At 54.4% G+C, this 14,936-nt stretch carries 14 protein-coding genes and 1 pseudogene; 14 read left to right on the plus strand and 1 reads right to left on the minus strand.

Translation table 11 applies throughout. The features are described from left to right. Positions 1-58 precede the first annotated feature (58 nt). From AC3IUF_RS14670 to AC3IUF_RS14685, 4 genes are all read left to right on the plus strand, one after another. Positions 59-919 carry an intradiol ring-cleavage dioxygenase gene (locus AC3IUF_RS14670; RefSeq protein ID WP_489281490.1) on the plus strand — a complete coding sequence of 287 codons (861 nt, stop codon included), beginning with the start codon at positions 59-61 and terminating at the stop codon, positions 917-919. 74 nt (positions 920-993) lie between these two features. After that, entirely contained in the window at positions 994-1,299 is a 306-nt protein-coding gene (locus tag AC3IUF_RS14675) for a Dabb family protein (RefSeq protein ID WP_489281491.1), read from the plus strand. An 85-nt stretch (positions 1,300-1,384) separates the two neighbouring features. Then, positions 1,385-2,188, plus strand: a complete 804-nt coding sequence (locus AC3IUF_RS14680) for an SDR family NAD(P)-dependent oxidoreductase (RefSeq protein WP_095124647.1) — start codon at positions 1,385-1,387, stop codon at positions 2,186-2,188. Positions 2,189-2,301: 113 nt separating this feature from the next. Then, positions 2,302-3,390, plus strand: a complete 1,089-nt coding sequence (locus AC3IUF_RS14685; protein ID WP_489281493.1) for a Gfo/Idh/MocA family protein — start codon at positions 2,302-2,304, stop codon at positions 3,388-3,390. Positions 3,391-3,499: 109 nt separating this feature from the next. Here the strand turns inward: AC3IUF_RS14685 and AC3IUF_RS14690 are convergent, their stop codons facing one another. Next, the gene (locus AC3IUF_RS14690) at positions 3,500-4,414 is read right to left on the minus strand and encodes a LysR family transcriptional regulator (protein ID WP_489281495.1); all 915 of its coding nucleotides are present in this window, start codon (positions 4,412-4,414) and stop codon (positions 3,500-3,502) included. Between the two features lie 106 nt (positions 4,415-4,520). On the opposite strand from AC3IUF_RS14690, the gene AC3IUF_RS14695 reads away from it, so the two are divergent. The 10 genes and pseudogenes from AC3IUF_RS14695 to AC3IUF_RS14740 all read left to right on the plus strand — a co-directional run bounded on the left by AC3IUF_RS14695 (position 4,521) and on the right by AC3IUF_RS14740 (position 14,929). Then, a complete protein-coding gene (locus tag AC3IUF_RS14695; RefSeq protein WP_489281497.1) occupies positions 4,521-5,378 on the plus strand; it encodes a sugar phosphate isomerase/epimerase family protein in 858 nt (285 codons plus the stop codon). Between the two features lie 77 nt (positions 5,379-5,455). After that, positions 5,456-5,860: a nuclear transport factor 2 family protein gene (locus AC3IUF_RS14700; protein ID WP_489281499.1), complete on the plus strand. Its 405-nt coding sequence runs from the start codon at positions 5,456-5,458 to the stop codon at positions 5,858-5,860. Further along, positions 5,857-6,822 (plus strand): LLM class oxidoreductase, encoded by a 966-nt coding sequence (locus tag AC3IUF_RS14705; protein ID WP_489281501.1) that lies wholly within the window; start codon positions 5,857-5,859, stop codon positions 6,820-6,822. The genes AC3IUF_RS14700 and AC3IUF_RS14705 overlap by 4 nt, the downstream gene beginning before the upstream one ends. A 25-nt stretch (positions 6,823-6,847) precedes the next feature. Then, the gene (locus AC3IUF_RS14710; RefSeq protein ID WP_489281503.1) at positions 6,848-8,062 is read left to right on the plus strand and encodes a multidrug effflux MFS transporter; all 1,215 of its coding nucleotides are present in this window, start codon (positions 6,848-6,850) and stop codon (positions 8,060-8,062) included. A gap of 34 nt (positions 8,063-8,096) precedes the next feature. Then, positions 8,097-8,651 carry an NADPH-dependent FMN reductase gene (locus AC3IUF_RS14715; protein ID WP_489281504.1) on the plus strand — a complete coding sequence of 185 codons (555 nt, stop codon included), beginning with the start codon at positions 8,097-8,099 and terminating at the stop codon, positions 8,649-8,651. Between the two features lie 439 nt (positions 8,652-9,090). Next, the gene (locus AC3IUF_RS14720) at positions 9,091-10,083 is read left to right on the plus strand and encodes an LLM class flavin-dependent oxidoreductase (protein WP_095124639.1); all 993 of its coding nucleotides are present in this window, start codon (positions 9,091-9,093) and stop codon (positions 10,081-10,083) included. Positions 10,084-10,460: 377 nt separating this feature from the next. Continuing rightward, positions 10,461-11,537: an MFS transporter gene (locus tag AC3IUF_RS14725; protein WP_489281649.1), complete on the plus strand. Its 1,077-nt coding sequence runs from the start codon at positions 10,461-10,463 to the stop codon at positions 11,535-11,537. A gap of 615 nt (positions 11,538-12,152) precedes the next feature. Beyond that, positions 12,153-12,722: a cytochrome b gene (locus AC3IUF_RS14730; RefSeq protein ID WP_095124637.1), complete on the plus strand. Its 570-nt coding sequence runs from the start codon at positions 12,153-12,155 to the stop codon at positions 12,720-12,722. Positions 12,723-13,230: 508 nt separating this feature from the next. Next, positions 13,231-13,596 (plus strand): annotated as a pseudogene (locus AC3IUF_RS14735) (isochorismatase family protein); the annotation flags it as partial. 271 nt (positions 13,597-13,867) lie between these two features. Further along, a complete protein-coding gene (locus AC3IUF_RS14740) occupies positions 13,868-14,929 on the plus strand; it encodes an SDR family oxidoreductase (RefSeq protein WP_489281507.1) in 1,062 nt (353 codons plus the stop codon). Positions 14,930-14,936 lie beyond the last annotated feature (7 nt).

Raw genomic sequence — 14,936 nt, forward strand, 5'->3', positions numbered from 1 at the left:
CCAAGGGAGTAGTTCACCTCAGAACTCTCCTGACTCAAATAAAAAAGGAAGCATTTCCATGCGAAACCTAGATGAGCAGACGATCACGCAAGCTGTCCTCACTCGAAATGCCGGGACGGAGAATCAGCGCCTGCATGAGATCGTGACTTCACTCGTTCAGCATCTCCACGCATTTGCGCGGGAGACTAATTTGACCGAAGAAGAATGGGAAAAGGGTATCGAGTTTCTGACCTCGATCGGTCATATCACAACCGACAAACGACAGGAGTTCATCCTCCTATCCGATACGCTGGGGCTGTCGACGTTGGTCATTGCTCAGAATCACAAGAAGCCAGAAGGTTGCACCGAGGCCACGGTATTCGGCCCATTCCATGTTGCCAATGCCCCTCGTTACGACTTGGGCGAAGACATAAGTGGTGGGCTGCCAGGAGTGCCTTGGTTTGTGAAGGGCACCGTTACGGCCAAAGATGGCACCCCCATCCCAAATGCGACCATTGAAGTTTGGCAAGCCGACGACGCCGGCCTATACGACGTTCAGAAGCCAGGTCTGGAGGACTACCACGGACGGGCAATAATACAGGCCGACGCCAATGGGCATTATCACTTCCGCACGATCGTCCCCGAGTGCTACCCCATTCCCCATGATGGCCCGGTTGGAAAGATGCTGGAGGCGTTGAATCGGCATCCATGGCGCCCTGCGCACCTGCATTTCATGATCACTGCCCCTGGATATCAGCGTCTAGTCACCCACGTATTCCGCGAAGGCGGGGACTATCTGGATTCGGACGCGGTGTTCGGTGTTCGCTCGTCATTAATTGCAGACTGGGTTCGCCATGAGAGTGGCATTGATCCTTACGGCAATACGATTGACTCGCTGTATTACACCTTGGATTTTGACTTCATCCTGCACAACGCTTAGCCCCCACATTCTTGCCTACCAAGCCTGCAGTTGCAGGCCATAGCAGTAATCGCACACCTACCTCGGAGAGGACTATGCGACCGGTCAAACATATCGTCATGTGGAACTTGCTTGGCGAAACTGAGCATGAGCGCTCAGCCAATATAGAAAAACTCAAAAGTGCTTTCGAAGGCCTCCGCAGTGAAATTCCTGGCCTTCTCAAGCTTGAGATCGGCGTCGATTTCAGCAAGATCGACTATGCCTGCGATGTGGTGCTGTATTCGGAGTTTGATTCCATGGAGGCGCTGCAGGGTTATGCCACTCACCCTGCTCATTTGCGAGTTCGCGAAGAACTCGGAAACGTTCGCACCGCTAGGCACCAGGTTGACTACTTCATGTAATAACACGCTGTTCTAACACTGAACTTCGAATCAATAAGAAACGAGCACCACGTGCTTTAACAGCTCAAAAAAGAAGGTATCAGACATGAAAACTAACCTTGCCGGAAAAATCGTACTCATCACCGGCGCAGCGAAAGGTATCGGTCGCGCCACAGCGCTGGCGTTTGCAGCCGAAGGCAGTCAGCTCGCATTATTAGACTGGGATGAAGGAGCCCTCGCGGAACTCAAGCACGAGGCTGAGGCTCTTGGCGCCACAGTTGCTGTTAGTAAAGCTGACCTCAGCAGTTTGATCGGTGTGAACGATGGCATCGATAGCGTTTTGGCCATCTACGGCGGCAAGGTTGATGTGCTGGTCAACAATGTTGGCTCTGGCGCCGTGCGGATGTTCGACGACCTGACTGATGAAGACTGGGAAGCAACGATGCAGCTCAATTTCATGAGCTACGTGCGCGCTTGCCGCAAAATCCTCCCGGTGATGCGCGCTCAACGAAGCGGCGTCATCATCAACAATGCCTCCGACCTTGCCCGACAGCCAGAACCCTGCCCGCTTGACTACTCCGCCTCTAAAGCTGCTGTGCTCGCCGTAACCAAAGGTTTGGCCCGCAGTGAAGGCCCGCACATTCGGGTCAATGCCGTTGCGCCCGGCCCTATCTGGACGCCTTTTTGGACGAAATCGGGCGGCTTCGCTGAAACCATGGCGAAAGTCCACGGGATGGAGCCTCAAGCTGCAGTGGAGCACGAGATGTCGCTACGCCAGCTTCCTCTAGATCGACTTGGCACTCCAGAGGAGGTGGCCAACGTCATTGTTTTTATGGCGTCTGATCTGGCGTCCTTTGTGACATCCAGCGTTTGGGGTGTCGACGGCGGAAGCATCCGCTCAGTCATTTAATAGCAGCGCAATCCTGGCGCGCCCACCTGTGGAGCATCGCTCCGGGTAGCCCCTGCACGGCCCGTGATGTTCGCGTGGCCTTCTGTGATGAATAGACGAATAAGGAATGGATTATGCCGACCAAGATCGACAAACAGACAAAGCTGGGCGTGGCATGCTTGGGAATCACCCACCCTCACACATCGGGGCGAGTTAAGGCCTTTCAGCGTATCCCAGGCGTTGAGTTCTTCGGCGCCTACGACGATAGCCCACTGCTCGACCCGTTCGTCGATGCGCTGGGTCTACAGGCCCGTAGCAAAGAGGAGATTCTCGGCGACCCCAATGTACATATCGTCCTGGTGCATCCTAAGAGTTATCTCATGGCTGATTGGGCTATCGAGGCTTTAGAAGCAGGCAAAGCCGTTCTGTGTGAGAAACCTGCAGGTCGCCGCTCGACCGATACTTTCCGCATCGTGGAAGCGGTAGAGCGCACTGGCAACCTGTTCCAAGTCGGCTACTGCTGGAGGTTTTCCCCTGCAGTGGAAAAAATGCAGCAAGTGCTCCAAAGCGGTGAGATCGGCAAAGTGCTTCAGGTGCGTGCTCACGCAGGGTGCTCGCACGACGAGGCTGATACCAACCACATGAAACAGCCAGGTGATCTGGGTGGTGCCTTCTACGTTATTGGATGCCACACCATTGACCGGATCTTGCTGCACTTCGGCATGCCTAAGTCCGTGAACGCCAGGATCACCAAGTTTGCAGGTCAAATGAGTGATTCTGCGCGCGAAGACGCCGCCGCCGCGATGCTGAATTACGGCGACAAAGTGGTCACAATCGACTTTAGCTCTTGGGATCCCATGCCTTGGACGGAAAGCTGGGACATGACGGCCTACGGTACACACGGTGTTATGCACTCCACCCCAATGCCCGCCTCGTACAAGCTCTATCACGATGGAAAGGTTGGTCACTCGCAAGGCTGGACGCATTGGAACGAAACGAGTTTCCCCGAAGTATGGGCTGTGCGAAAAACTGTGTATTCACCGGAGATCGCTGAAATCGGCAATCCGGTTTACTTTGATCGAGAAGCGGCCGCCTTCGTTAAATCACTTATTGAAGGCCTGCCATCGCAAGTTCCTGCAACTCAGGCTCACAATATCAATCTGATCCTCGAAGCACTTTTCAAATCGTCAGAACTTCGAGGGCAGGAAGTAACGCTGGTCTGACGTTACTTTCGCTGCCCAGATCCAGTCTGGGCAGCGGAACATTCCCTACGATCGATAAACGCCAACGGTTTTTTTCTACTGGCGCGCATTCGTGACCGCAAGACGCTATTCAATCCAGCGCTCCACGCTCAGCCCTCAGCACGAGTTCATCCACGACACGCCGAACCTTTGGTAGCAGGTGACGCGTTTGGGGCCATACCGCATGGATCTCTACCTCACCTGGATTGTATTTCTCAAGAACCTGAACGAGCCGTCCCGCCTCAAGATGATCTCTAACTAAAGAGCTCGGCATCTGGCAAATACCTTGCCCAGCGACCGTCATGGAAACGATGGCATCACCATCTCCCACCTCATGAGTTCCGGTTGGAGTGATGCGTGTGACTTCTCCGTCCCCATCCAGAACGCTCCAACTCATCCGCTGCCCACGTCGGTAATTCACGATGCAACGGTGGTTCTGCAACTCCTCCAAAGACTCAGGGCAGCCGTGGTTCGCGAGATATTTGGGGGCTGCACATATGATCTGCTTCTGCACGGTAAGTCGACGAGCCACAAGGCCGCTGGAATCCTTCAATGCCCCAAAGCGGATACTAAGATCAATCCCCTCTTCAATCAGGTCAATGACTGCATCGGTGAAGGTAACCGTCAACTTGAGGTCGGGATTCGCATCCAGGATTTCCAGTAGCACCGGCAGCACAACGCTCCTGCCATAGGCGGCAGGTAGGTCAACCCTCAGGCGTCCACTGGGTGTTTGTTGGTGACTGGTCAATGATGCCTCTGCAGCGAGGATTTCATCTACTGCAGCCGAGCAGCTTGCGAAGTAGGCCTCGCCATCTACGGTCAGGCCCGAGCTCCGTGTCGTTCGATGAAAAAGTTTGCATCCGAGCCGTTCTTCGAGCTTCGCGATGCTTTTCCCCACCGCTGATTTGGTGATGCCAAGCCGGTCGGCAGCAACGGTAAAGCTTCCAGCCCGCGCCGCAGTCACGAAGATCAGCACGCCACTTAAGGCCTGTTCAACCTGTGCCATTGTCCACCTTTACTCCACTATGAAAGGAGCATAATGAGGTTTATCGCAACAAAGCTCTACCTTAGTCTGTTCTCACGTTGATTCCAATCCTAAAGAGGACAGAGAAATGAATACTCAAAATATTGAACTGCTTGCTGCGTATTGGACTATTGCAGGGGACATCTATCCGATGGGCCCCACCGAAGTCAGCCCGTACTCGTTCGAGGATCGGATGGAAGCTGCGGGCAACGCGGGCTTTAAAGGCATCGGCTTGGTTCACAACGGCATGATGGATACTGTCGACAAGATTGGATATCCCGCCATGAAAGCCATTCTCGAAAAGAACGGTATCAAGCATGTCGAGTTGGAATTCCTGGTTGACTGGTATCACACCGGCGAACGTCGCCGTCAGTCGGACAAGGTTCGCCAGGAGCTACTCGAAGCAGCCAAAGCTTTGGGCGCTCGCTCCATCAAGATCGGCCCTGGCATCGGTGAGGATACTGCGGACATCGACTTGATGGTCAAGGAGTTCACCCTGCTGAGCCAACAGGCTGCAGAGGTCGGTGCCAACGTCGTTCTGGAAATTATGCCTTTCAGCAACGTGCGAACCATCGAAACCGCTTTGGCCATCGTGGAAGGCGCCAACCAGCCAAACGGCGGTCTATTGCTCGATATTTGGCACCTCCAGCGCGGTGGCATCGACTTTAACGATATCACCAAGATCCCGGCTCGCTTCATCAAGTCGATCGAGCTCAACGACGCTCACAAATACGCCATCGAACCACTGTGGATGGACACCATTCACAAACGCGTCCTGCCAGGCGACGGTACCTTCGACATCCCGGCATTCATCAAGGCTGTTCAGGCTGCTGGCTACGACGGCCCATGGGGTCTTGAAGTGCTGTCTGACACCCACCGCATGCTTCCTCTAGAGCAGATGGCAAATAGCGCCTACGAGAAAACCATGAGCCAATTCGGCAAATAACTCAGTCGTCGCACCTGCTTTCAGCTCCCCACGCGGAGCTGAAAGCCCCCTTTTTTCTCAATCGGAGCCGCGAAACTGTGAGCACTGAAAAAACCCTCGAAGTGATCCGCACCCTTTTCGCAAAGATCTCGTCCGGACAAAGCCCGGAGGCCATTGCGGAGTGCTTTAGCCAAGATGTGGACTGGAGCATTCCTGGTGCTTCTCACATAGCAACTTGGGTTGGCCCGCGCAAAGGACGTGTTGCAGTGGCTGCATTTTATCGCGACTTTGGAACCTATCTGCAGCCCCAAGAATTCAACATCAAGTCGTTGATGGCCGATTACGAACGCGGTGTCGCGCTCGGCTCACTGCAGTGCCAAGTCATACGTACTGGCAAAACCATCATCAGCGAGTTCGCGATCGAATTTGAAGTCATCAACGAGCTGATCACGCGCTACCGCTTCTTCGAAGACTCCTACGGAGTTGCGGTGGCTGCCCAATGAGTTTTGGCGTCGATCTGAGTCACCATACTGGATTCGAGCGTGCCTTCCAGCAAGGCCGCCTCACCCTCGGCTTCATCATGGCAATTGAATCCTATAAGGGCGCAGTACCGACGCTGGCCAACCACGCAGAACTCGCCTGCCGGGCTGAGCAACTTGGCTTTGCAGCACTCTGGGCTCGCGATGTTCCGTTGCTCGACCCAAATTTTGGCGACGTCGGTCAGGTGTTCGACCCCTTCGTTTACCTGGGATACCTAGCCGCCAAGACCGTACGCATAGCGCTGGGGACATCCAGTGCGGTACTACCGTTGCGCCATCCGATTCACCTGGCGAAAGCCGCTGCATCTGTCGATCAGTTATCCGGTGGACGCCTGCTGCTGGGCGTGGCATCCGGTGATCGCCCGGTCGAGTACCCTGCTTTTGATATTGATTTCGAGACGCGAGGGCAAAGGTTCCAAGACACCTTCCACGCGTTGCGGCAACTGACAGAAGAAACGTTCCCGAAGATGGGCACCAAGGGCCTGATCAGCATGGATGGGCAAACGGATCTTCTGCCCAAACCAGTCCATAACCGCATACCGGCGCTGGTGACAGGCACGAGCCGACAATCACTGCCATGGATCGCCGAACACGCTGATGGTTGGCTCTACTACATCCTGGATCACCAGACGCTCCGCGCTGCAGCCAAGGACTGGAAAGCCCTTGTTGCTGAGTATTGCCCAGGTAAATTCAAGCCCATGCTTCAAGGCATGAATTTCGACTTGGCAGCGAACCCGAATGAGATGCCTCAGAAGATTCACTCAGGCTATCGGATGGGCCGAAATGCGCTGATTCAGTTCCTGAAAGAGGATGAGCGTATCGGCGTTTCGCATATGGCGTTCAACCTCAAATATGGCTCAAGGCCGGCAGATGAGGTCATGGAAGAGCTCGCCGAATTTGTCCTTCCGTACTTCCCTAGCCACTAAGCTTCAAGCCAATGAGTCCTGATTAATGTCCGTGTCACGCCCTCTGTGGCTATACATTTTGTTGTTGGGTGCCGTCACAGCGCTGCCACCACTCTCTATCGATATGGGATTGCCTGCAATTGCCGACATCAGTCAGGCGCTTGGCGTATCTCTAGCGTCCGCTTCTCAAACCCTGAGCGTGTTTATCTTCGGATTCGTGCTGGGGCCATTGCTCTTTGGGCCACTGTCTGACCGGATCGGTCGACGCCCTATTCTTCTCGCCGGCTTGGTGGTGTTCACCATCGCAGGCATTGCCTGCACCTTTGCTCAGGACATCACCCTGTTGCTCAGTGCGCGCTTCCTACAAGGATGCGCAGCCGGAGCGGCTGCAACACTTCCCATTGCCATTGTCAGAGACCGTTTTGAGGGTGTTCAAGCCCGCAAGCTGCAGAGCCATTTGGCACTGGTCAATAACCTTGCGCCGCTGATAGCACCACTGCTCGGCTCAGCGATTCTGGTGGTGGCTAACTGGCGGTGGATCTATGCCGCGCTGGCCGTATGCGGCGTGATTCTCTGGTGCCGTGCCCAAACGAGTTTTGATGAAACCGCTACGCGCAAAAGCTCCCATGCCGCCGCTTCGCTCCTCACTTCCTACCTGAGCGTTCTGAAGAGCAAAAGATTCTTGGTTTCGACCTTGATCATGGCTTTCAACTTCGCAGGTATGTTTGCCTATATCGCAGCCTCGCCCCTGGTGTTTATGAACAACTTGGGCCTGACCAGCGCTGGCTTTGCTGTGCTATTCGCTCTGACAGCCATGGGCACAATCTCAGGCTCTTGGATAAATGGGAAGTTGATACACGCGGGCTTTGCAGAGCACCGCGTGCTTGGCGGCGCATTGCTCGCTAGCTTGCTGATCAGCCTGGGATTGGTGGTCGAGTCCCAACTGGCCATTTACCCGCTTTACATCCTTACGGCGCTGGTGGTCTTGAGCAACCTGTGTACCGGCATTGTCATGCCAAACGCCACTCACTCGGCGCTTGAAGATCTATCTACAACTGCCGGGGCGGGTGCAGCGCTGCTACGTGCAACTCAAATGCTTGGAGGGGCCTGCGCAAGCCTGTTGGCCGGTGTGTTTTATGACGGCCAAACATCTCATGCCATGGCGGGGGTGATGCTTGCGTGTGCGGTGTTGGGTGCCCTGACTTTCGTGATCGGCTACCGCTCAGTCATGCCACACCCATTCGGCGAACAAGCCGGCTGATTCTTTCTTCATCTCCACTTATAAGGACTTCAAGATGCAACCACTGCGGTTTGTCATACTCCTCGGTAGCCTGAGAAAAGCCTCGTTTCATGCCACGCTGGCACGCTCGCTACCGCCCTTGGCGCCTGAAGGCGTTTCGATCGAGTTTCTGGGATCTGTGGGGGACATCCCGCATTATGATGCGGATGTTCAGGCCGAAGGTTTTCCGGAGTCAGTAGTGAAGATGGGCAAGGCCATCAAACAAGCCGATGCCGTCATCATTGTCACACCTGAGTACAACTACTCAGTGCCTGGCGTACTGAAGAATGCTTTGGACTGGATCTCACGCTTACCCGACACTCCATTTGCCGGGAAGCCCGTTGCGATTCAAACAGGATCACCTGGCCAGATCGGTGGGGCCCGTGCGCAATATCACCTGCGACAGATATTGGTGTTTTTCGATGCCTTGGTACTCAACAAGCCCGAGGTCATGGTCGGTCAACTTCCCAGCAAGATTGATCAGGTCAATGACCAGATCAGCGACGCCCCGACCCGAGACTTCATTGCCAATCAACTGGTTGCACTGAGCAAAATGGTTTCACGGGGCTAGGTCTAGCATGCGCTGAGGATGTGCCGACTTGCTCGTCACATCCTCGCAGTGGCCCCCCCCAAAAAAAAATTGTGGATCTGAGCTCAATTTTGAGTACCCCATCCAAGCGTTTATCGCCTTTGATGGCGACGTGGTAGTGCCGCCCGCTGCACCTGATCACATTTCAGGAAAAGCGCTGCGGATAACCATGCAGCTTGTACAAGCGATCGTTCACTATCAGTAAGACATTCCTGACCGTGGCAATTGGTCATTGCGTACACCGCCATTAGAAGGGGCCTACTAAGGCCACCCCGAGCTGCTTTGGCATTGAGGGTAGGGATTTACTCCTCTCTCCGAAGCCATGTAGCGTTTTACTCAACTCTGTAGCGAGTAGCGCGGCGTTTATAAACATTCTTTCAACTGACACACTGGGTTCTATGTTTCCTAGGAGCGTGACCCCATGACTGCACTGTCCATCCTCGACCTCATTCCCATCAACGCCGGCAGTACTCTGGCTCAAACCTATGAGAATTCAGTAAAGCTTGCTCAGCATGCAGAGGCATGCGGATACCGACGTTACTGGCTCGCCGAACACCACAACATGCCTGGCATTGGCTCCTCGGCAACCACACTGTTGATGAGCCATCTCGCAGCAAACACCACCTCGATCCGCATTGGCTCCGGGGGAATCATGCTGCCGAACCACTCGCCGCTCACAGTGGCTGAACAGTTTGGTACCTTGGAAACGCTTTATCCTGGTCGCATTGATCTCGGGCTTGGTAGGGCTCCAGGCGCAGACAGCATGACAATGCGAGCGTTGCGCCGCTCCGCTGAAACCAGCGCAGATCAATTCCCATCGGACGTCGTCGAGATCCTCGACTACTTCGAAGACAACGGTCGCCAGCCTGTGCGCGCTGTTCCTGGCGCGGGGCAGGACATCCCTGTTTGGATTCTTGGTTCCAGTACTTATGGAGCAGGTTTAGCCGCTCACTTGGGATTGCCGTATGCGTTCGCCTCCCACTTCGCTCCCAGGATGATCAAGGAAGCTCTGCAGGTTTATCGCTCACAGTTCAGACCATCCCACCACTTGGACAAGCCGTACGTGATGGCTGGGATCAACGTTTTCGCAGCCGAAACGCGCGCGGAAGCGGAATTCATCGCAAGCTCGCATCGAAAATGGGTTGCAGGCGTTCACACTGGAAATATCACGCTACTACCGGAACCCGTTGAGGGCTACATGCAGGCTATTCCTCCAAATCTTCGCGCAAGCTTGGAGCGTGAACTTGCTTTCACTGCAATCGGCACGCGCGAAGACGTGCGCTCGACAATGATGGAATTCATAGAGTTCACAGGGGCTGATGAACTCATGATCGATGCTCGGATCTTTGAGCCAGCAGCTCGCCGTAAATCCTACGAAATCGCCGCTCAAGCGCTTGCTGATGAGGTCGATTGAGAAAAACTTCGAGCGGCGCCTAGCCGCTCGTAGGTAGTCGCGCGCTTGTCTATTGCCATATTCAAAAACAGCAATTTAGAGTAGAAAAATACTCAACTCAGTTACTACTAACCGTGCCTTTATCTGCACAGACGATATTGGCAAAGTTACATCCTGCAAGATCCATCCCCGGCGAAGTATCGCCGCAACAAGAAGTGGCGAGCATCCCATCGCCCTCCTCCCCATCAGGCTCGCCTTGAGGCGCGCCACTCCAACTCAACACAAAGGATGAAAACCATGCCTTTAGCTTTATGGGCGCTGGCCCTCAGTGCATTCGGCATCGGAACGACTGAATTCGTCATTGCAGGGCTTCTGCCCCAAGTGGCCGCAGACTCAATATTTCCATCACCCAAGCCGGTAACTTGGCCACCGTATACGCATTGGGCGTGTTTGTCGGCGCGCCGCTCTTGATCATCTTGGGCACCCGAATTCCTCGCAAAGGCATGCTCATGCTTTTGATGAGCCTGTTTATCATTGGCAACTTCGTCACAGCAACCGCAAGTGATTTCAATATCGCTCTGCTGGGTCGCCTTGTGACCTCTTTGACGCACGGCGCATTCTTCGGCATTGGTGCAATCCTCGCCGCCGACCTAGTTGCGCCAAACAAGCGTGTTCAGGCCATCTCCTTCATGTTTTCAGGCCTGACTGTAGCCAACCTGTTAGGCGTCCCGGTAGGTACGTGGCTAAGCCAAGTAATGAGCTGGCGTGACACTTTCTACGCAATTACTGCGGTGGGTGTGCTGGGGTTCGTTGGCGTCATGATGTTGGTACCCAAGATCCCGAACCACGAGCGCCCTCAAATCAGGAAAGAATTCGCAGCGTTTGCGAACACCCGTGTGTTGCTAGCGATGGGTATCACTGTCTTCGGCCCAGCGGCCTTCTTCACCTCGATTACCTATATCGCGCCGATGATGGTCGACATCGCCAGATTCAATCCTGCTAGCGTGACATGGCTAATGGTCGTCTTCGGTCTCGGCCTGTTCCTCGGCAATATCCTGGGTGGCCGTTACGCTGACAGGGCTCTGATGCCGCTGCTCTATCTGACGCTGGGTGGCCAGGCAATCGTCTTGCTGATCTTCAGCGTGACCGCGCACAGCCAGATCATGTCGGTGGCCTGTATCCTGCTCATGGCTGGATTCGGCTTCGCGACCGTCTCCCCTATCCAGAAACTTGTAATGGACAAGGCGCGAGTGGCAGGAGCTCCAACGCTGGCATCTGCGGTAAACATCGGCCTGTTCAATCTCGGCAACGCTATTGGCGCTTGGATCGGTGGCCTCGTAATTGCTGCTGGTCTTGGCCTGGCATCCCCCAACTGGGCAGGCGCTCTGCTCTCGGTGATTGCGCTTTTGCTCGCGCTGGCGTCTGGCGCGCTTGATCGTAAGCACAGCGAATCCGCCTCACTCCAGACCGCTTAAATGTTGATGCCTCCTAGCTGGCAGCGCTAGAAAGGCTTGAGAGGTAGCGCTAAAAGCGCTGCCTCTCAAGTTTCGAGATCGTCACTCGTTGGATATGAAGCTCATCGTAGCGTCTGACTCACCGCTTTTCCTGCTTCATATGCACTGATGCTCCCGTATCAGGCTTTCCCTCATTTGCTTGGTGCGTTTCAGTATCCCCGAAGCAGCCTGACAACAAAAATACTGTTGCCAAAGCCATGCCTAAATTTCTAACCCTTATCATCGCAATACCTCCTATCGAATACCTCTAATCCGAGATTAATCCGATATAGCGGTTCCATAATTGCCTGGTTTACTCTGAGTAGAATAAAAATCACCAATAGGCTTAGAGCTTTTGACTACGATCCGACTTTGGACAGACATTCAAAAGCTTGAGGCGTGCGTGTCAGAGAAGGGCCAAGTTCTGCGCTACAAGATGATGCACCGTGCGCGAGTCGCTTTTCCTTGGTCTATCTTCAAGGGAGGGGCGATGTATATAGGTGTAGACTTGGAGTCTACTAACAGTAAACCAAGCTATATTTTTTGCGCGCGAAAACTTATGACATCCTTAAGATCATTTCTTAATGGACGGCAAACATGTCTAGACGTAGCCCTTCCTACACAAGTACCGCAAAACTGTTGCACTGGTCGATGGGCAGCATTTGGATTGGAGTGTGGATCGTAGGTGCCTTGGCAGTGTACTTCCGAGAAGAGCTGAATCCTTCCCATGGGCTGACTTTTTGGCACAAGGCGTTTGCCAGTGCCCTTCTGTTCCTCCTAGTGATCAGGGTGGCATGGCGAGCTACTCATCAACCGCCTGCCATGCCGGAGAACATTTCTCCTCCCATGAGGCGCCTGGCGCATGCTGGTCATTTCATCCTGTATGCGCTTGCACTGATAGCGCTGCCAATTTCAGGATGGGTGTGGAGTTCGGTCGCTGACAAGCCGATCATGGTGTTGGGGCTGTTTAAATTGCCGGCGCTGGTAGCGCCTCAGCCGGACGCTTACGACTTAGCAAAATGGGTGCATGTCATTTTTGCTTGGAGTTCCGCTGTGCTTGTCTTGGGCCATGTGGCGATGGCCTTGAAGCATCACTGGATTGATCGAGATGGAGTGCTCCTGAGCATGGCGCCTGATTTCCATCGCAAGAAGCCTCTTGACCGCTGACTAAGTTGGATAGCGATAGGCTGGTATTCCTCGAATTCGGGTAACTTGCCGGTTCGATAGCCTTCCGGCAAGTCACCTACTCAGGCTACGTCCCCACTCCAGATAAAGTACTTCGGCAACTGCACCAGATCCCATCGCAATCATCGCGGAGTTGATTCTCGCAGGAAAGGAGAACCTGTCGGTGCACTTCTGCTGCCCAGGTCACCACGACTGCGCCTTTTGAATGAAGCACTTCGATTCGAGTCGTGGCTGGGAGAGGTTGGGTCTCAATTGTCGACTCCTAAACCTTGAGCGGAACAGAGACAGTTTTCAGTGGCAGGTTTTTCTGCCCATGCATCCGACACCATTTAAAGGCGAGATTGGCACTGAGGTTGTGGGTCAGGCGACATTGGCAATCTATGTGCCAGCTTGCGGGCAAGCTGAAATAAGCACACGATTTGAGGCTCTTCTGAGTGCCTATGGTTTCAATCCGGTAGAGCGAAGCTATGCCACGCTGCGCTTGGACACGATCAATGCTTGGGACAGCGAAGACTTCGTCAAGGTGATCAAGGCCACCGGGTGCAAGCAGATAATCATCGCCGGTGTCGTAACGGATATGTGTGTGGCGTTCCCGACCCTGTCGGCACTGGAGGGAGGTTTTGATGTGTTCGTGGTGACTGATGCGTCCGCCACCTTCGATACCACCGTGCAGCAAGCCGCGTGGAGCCGCATGACTCAGGCCAGCGCACAAATGATGAACTGGTTCTCGGTAGCTTGTGAGCTGCACCGCGACTCGCGCAACGACATTGAAGGCCAGGGGAACTTGGTATCGCAGCAGATTCCCAGCTACCACAAGATGAACAGCTACTCGGCGGTGACGGCACATCAATCGTAAATTTGATGTGAAACTCAAGGGCCGCATTGCGGGGTTTAGGCGTGTCCTACACGTGAGACAGCCTCATGGCTCAATGAATGGAGCCTATTACGCCGCCTTTTATAGCCAAACAAAGATCACTTGGTCAGCCAGAACTCTAAGGTGGGCAATAGCGAACGGTTATTTCATCCGAGTAATATGCATCGCATACAAAAGACGCTCATACGCATCCGGTTTAGGTTGAACCTCCGTTGCTTATAGGAACTCCCAAACCTAAATCTAGGAGAAACGTATGACCCAGACAGCTTTGGTCGTGGGCGCCAGCGGCCTCGCCGGCAGCGCCATCACTCAGTTACTCATCGACAACAAGTGGCAGGTCGCCGCGCTATCGAGGCACCCGTCGCAAGTGCAAGGCGTGATACCTGTCGCGGCAGACCTTCAGGATCCCGCTTCGCTGGAACATGCGCTGGCGGATTTGAAACCCACTCATGTGTTCATTACCACATGGTCACGGCAAGCCACGGAGGCCGAGAACATTCGGGTTAATGCCGCGATGGTACGTAATGTGCTCGCCGCTATTCGCCCGGCCAAGAGCGTTGAGCATGTAGCGTTGGTCACTGGCCTGAAACACTACCTCGGCCCGTTCGAAGCGTATGGAAAAGGCAGCCTTCCGCAAACACCCTTCCGCGAAGAGCAGGGTCGCCTGGATGTCGAGAACTTCTATTACGCCCAAGAGGACGAGCTCTTCGCCGCTGCTGAAAACGACGGCTTCACGTGGAGCGTTCATCGCCCGCATACCGTCACCGGGGTTGCCGTAGGCAACGCGATGAACATGGCAACCACCCTCGCCGTCTATGCCTCAATTTGCAAACAAACCAGTCGCCCTTTTGTGTTTCCAGGATCAAGAGTGCAGTGGGACAGCCTTACCGATATGACGGATGCCCGGCAGTTGGCGAAACAACAACTGTGGGCGGCCACCACGCCGGCTGCAGCTAACCAGGCATTCAACGTCACCAATGGCGATGTATTTCGTTGGAAATGGATGTGGAGCCGCATTGCCGACTACTTCGACTTGCCTGCTGCCGATTATCCTGCGTCACCTTCCCCTCTAGAGAAGCAGATGGCTGACGATCAAGCCGTATGGACGAACATGGTTGCGGAACACGGTTTGAAAGAACCGGATATTGATCGCCTGGTGTCCCCATGGCACACCGATGCTGACCTCGGTCGACCTATCGAAGTGGTCACTGATATGTCGAAAAGCCGTGCAATGGGCTTCACTGCCTACCAGGCGAGCGATCAGGCATTTTTCGACGTGTTCGACACACTACGCGAGATGCGCTTGATACCCTAGGTCGTGC

The organism is Pseudomonas sp. KH_040 (assembly GCF_057839305.1).

Excerpts from the sequence above, each read along its gene's own strand:
- AC3IUF_RS14685 (WP_489281493.1), top strand. The coding sequence starts at position 2,302 with ATGCCGACCAAGATCGACAAACAGACAAAGCTGGGCGTGGCATGCTTG.
- AC3IUF_RS14705 (WP_489281501.1), top strand. The coding sequence starts at position 5,857 with ATGAGTTTTGGCGTCGATCTGAGTCACCATACTGGATTCGAGCGTGCC.
- AC3IUF_RS14740 (WP_489281507.1), top strand. The coding sequence starts at position 13,868 with ATGACCCAGACAGCTTTGGTCGTGGGCGCCAGCGGCCTCGCCGGCAGC.
- AC3IUF_RS14730 (WP_095124637.1), top strand. The coding sequence starts at position 12,153 with ATGTCTAGACGTAGCCCTTCCTACACAAGTACCGCAAAACTGTTGCAC.
- AC3IUF_RS14675 (WP_489281491.1), top strand. The coding sequence starts at position 994 with ATGCGACCGGTCAAACATATCGTCATGTGGAACTTGCTTGGCGAAACT.
- AC3IUF_RS14690 (WP_489281495.1), bottom strand. The coding sequence starts at position 4,414 with ATGGCACAGGTTGAACAGGCCTTAAGTGGCGTGCTGATCTTCGTGACT.
- AC3IUF_RS14670 (WP_489281490.1), top strand. The coding sequence starts at position 59 with ATGCGAAACCTAGATGAGCAGACGATCACGCAAGCTGTCCTCACTCGA.
- AC3IUF_RS14720 (WP_095124639.1), top strand. The coding sequence starts at position 9,091 with ATGACTGCACTGTCCATCCTCGACCTCATTCCCATCAACGCCGGCAGT.
- AC3IUF_RS14715 (WP_489281504.1), top strand. The coding sequence starts at position 8,097 with ATGCAACCACTGCGGTTTGTCATACTCCTCGGTAGCCTGAGAAAAGCC.
- AC3IUF_RS14710 (WP_489281503.1), top strand. The coding sequence starts at position 6,848 with ATGTCCGTGTCACGCCCTCTGTGGCTATACATTTTGTTGTTGGGTGCC.
- AC3IUF_RS14680 (WP_095124647.1), top strand. The coding sequence starts at position 1,385 with ATGAAAACTAACCTTGCCGGAAAAATCGTACTCATCACCGGCGCAGCG.
- AC3IUF_RS14695 (WP_489281497.1), top strand. The coding sequence starts at position 4,521 with ATGAATACTCAAAATATTGAACTGCTTGCTGCGTATTGGACTATTGCA.